Here is a 2,887-nt window from a genome sequence, read left to right as displayed (position 1 = left end):
GCGCTCGTCGGAGTACTTCATCGGAACCTCGTCACGCCCCACATCGTTCAGAGTCTAACAGCCGCTGAGGCTCCAACTAGCTTGACAGTGGGGGGAAGCGCTCGGCGAGTCGCTGGTTGGCGCGTCAACTGCAGTCTTTGGATGAGTGAAGCACATGCGCCGTCAGCTCAACACGCTTTATATCACCACCGAAGGTGCCTGGCTCAAGAAGGATGGCGCCAACGTGGTCATGAGTGTCGAAGGCAAGGAGCGGGCACGGCTGCCCATCCATATGCTGGAATCGCTGGTGTGCTTCGGTAGGGTGCTGGTATCGCCACCGCTGATGGGCTTCTGTGCCGAACAAGGGGTCACCATTACCCACTTGTCACCCAATGGTAAGTTCCTCGCGCGTATCGAAGGTCCGGTATCCGGCAACGTGCTGCTAAGGCGTACACAGTACCGCACCAGCGATGATGAAAGTGGCTGTGCCGCTGTTGTCCGTGGTGTCTTGATAGGCAAGGTGCACAATCAGCGAGCGGTAATCTCCAGGGGGTTGCGTGACTATGGCAGTAAGCTGGACCCGTCCAAGCGCGAAGGGTTGGAAAAGGCGCTTACTCGTCTGGGAAGAATCGCACGAGACCTGCTGCATGAACCGACTACGAATGGATTACGTGGCCTGGAGGGTGAAGCCGCGCAGGTTTACTTCAGCGTCTTCGATACTCTGGTCCGTCATGACGGCGAGGCCTTCCGCTTCACCGGGCGCAATCGTCGCCCACCTCGCGACCGTATCAATGCGTTGCTGTCGTTTCTCTATACCCTACTGACTCACGATTGCCGTTCGGCGCTGGAAACCGTGGGACTGGACCCTGCGGTGGGTTTTTTGCATCGGGACCGTCCCGGGCGACCCAGCCTGGCACTCGACCTTGCCGAGGAGTTCAGGCCGCTGCTGGGAGACCGCATGGCACTGTCATTGGTTAATCGTCGGCAGCTGCGGGAGAAGGACTTCACCGTTGCAGAAAGTGGCGGTGTGGTACTGACCGACGATGCGCGCAAGACGGTGCTGACTGCCTATCAGGAGCGGAAGCGTGAGGAGCTCAACCATATCTTTGTCGGTGAGAAGGCGCCAATTGGCATGTTGCCGATCTTGCAGGCGCAATTACTGGCGCGCCATCTGCGCGGTGATCTGGATTCCTATCCCCCGTTCCTGTGGAAATGACCTGTCGGTCAGGAGAGTACAGCGATGATGGTCTTGGTCAGCTACGATGTCAGCACCTCATCTGAAGGTGGCGAGGGTCGGCTGCGTCGCGTCGCGAAAGCCTGCCGTGATGTCGGGCAGCGTGTGCAGTTCTCGGTATTCGAGATTGAGGTCGATCCCGACCAATGGGTGCGCCTGCGGCAGCGGTTGATCGACCTAATCGACGAGGAGGTCGACAGCCTGCGCTTCTATTTTTTGGGTCGCAATTGGAAGAACCGCATTGAACATATCGGTGCCAAGCCATCACTCGATCTAAAAGGTCCTCTCGTTTTCTGATTCCACACTTTTTCGCGAACACCAAGTGTCCGGCTTTTCCCCGGCGGGTTCGCAGTTCTTTAAAATCATGATATTAAATACTTTTTGTCGATTTCGGCGCGCCAATCAGTGCTGCTCCAGAGAAAAAGCGGAGGTATCACTGGATGCCGCCCATTTTGATCGGCATTTTCAATGCGTTATAAAGGGGCAGTCGCGCCCCGCACGGGGCGCGCGGATAGAAACCGCGTGGCGTTTCGCATCCTCAAGACCCTGACAACTGTCGCGCCCCGCACGGGGCGCGCGGATAGAAACACTTGCAGGCTATTGGTCGTGCGCTGCGCCCGGCGCGTCGCGCCCCGCACGGGGCGCGCGGATAGAAACAGGTTGTTGATGGCGAGTTGCAGAAAATCGACGTGGAGTCGCGCCCCGCACGGGGCGCGCGGATAGAAACTTGTCTCCTGAGAACAGGGGCGGCGGACCGCCCCGGTCGCGCCCCGCACGGGGCGCGCGGATAGAAACTCGGATGGCGCACCCTATCCACCCCTCAAGCCCTGGTCGCGCCCCGCACGGGGCGCGCGGATAGAAACATCACCCGCATGGCTGACGACGCGGTGCAGGACATGTCGCGCCCCGCACGGGGCGCGCGGATAGAAACTCGCAAAAGGATATCGCCAGCGGCGCCATTGGCACGTCGCGCCCCGCACGGGGCGCGCGGATAGAAACCCCGAGATCGATGGCCTGCTAGACGAGTCTGGCACACGTCGCGCCCCGCACGGGGCGCGCGGATAGAAACTCAGGCAGCGGGGTGGAAAAAATGACCACACAAGACGTCGCGCCCCGCACGGGGCGCGCGGATAGAAACAAACGACTACGCCAACTTGCCGGCCACACGCAGAAAGTCGCGCCCCGCACGGGGCGCGCGGATAGAAACATCGCCACAAAATCCATATCAGCGCCCTCAGAACCGTCGCGCCCCGCACGGGGCGCGCGGATAGAAACTGGGCGAGATAGTGGTGCCCTTCGGCTACTGCACGTCGCGCCCCGCACGGGGCGCGCGGATAGAAACATCGGAAGCCAAGGGGTGCGCAAGGTGGCGTATCAGTCGCGCCCCGCACGGGGCGCGCGGATAGAAACCAGATAACAAAAACAATCAGACAGATATTCCGACGTCGCGCCCCGCACGGGGCGCGCGGATAGAAACACCGTCACCGCCCAAACCCGCATGGTCGGCAACAGGTCGCGCCCCGCACGGGGCGCGCGGATAGAAACCACCTCTACGAGCGCACCGCCGCCGGCCGGCAGGTGTTCTGGTCAAGTCGTAGCGGACACTTTTATTAAGCTGCTTCCGCGATTTTCTCGATCTCCCTCGGCGCGTGGTAGCCAAGGGTCGAGTGGAGC

The 2,887-nt window shown here is 60.9% G+C and carries 2 protein-coding genes and 1 CRISPR repeat array; both genes read left to right on the top strand.

Features of this window, described 5'->3' with window-relative positions:
- The first annotated feature begins 154 nt into the window (after nucleotides 1-154).
- Complete coding sequence (cas1c, locus tag BDK63_RS18175; protein WP_183334545.1) at nucleotides 155-1,195, top strand: type I-C CRISPR-associated endonuclease Cas1c; 1,041 nt, start codon at nucleotides 155-157, stop codon at nucleotides 1,193-1,195.
- A gap of 24 nt (nucleotides 1,196-1,219) precedes the next feature.
- Nucleotides 1,220-1,510 carry a CRISPR-associated endonuclease Cas2 gene (cas2, locus tag BDK63_RS18170; RefSeq protein ID WP_183334543.1) on the top strand — a complete coding sequence of 97 codons (291 nt, stop codon included), beginning with the start codon at nucleotides 1,220-1,222 and terminating at the stop codon, nucleotides 1,508-1,510.
- Nucleotides 1,511-1,699: 189 nt separating this feature from the next.
- Nucleotides 1,700-2,758: a CRISPR direct-repeat array (repeat unit 33 nt; unit sequence GTCGCGCCCCGCACGGGGCGCGCGGATAGAAAC).
- Nucleotides 2,759-2,887: the final 129 nt, after the last annotated feature.

The organism is Halomonas campaniensis, assembly GCF_014193375.1.
Classification (GTDB): Bacteria; Pseudomonadota; Gammaproteobacteria; order Pseudomonadales; family Halomonadaceae; genus Halomonas; species Halomonas campaniensis.
Note: the sequence above shows the minus strand (reverse complement) of the source record. Positions and strands in the feature narration are given on the sequence as shown.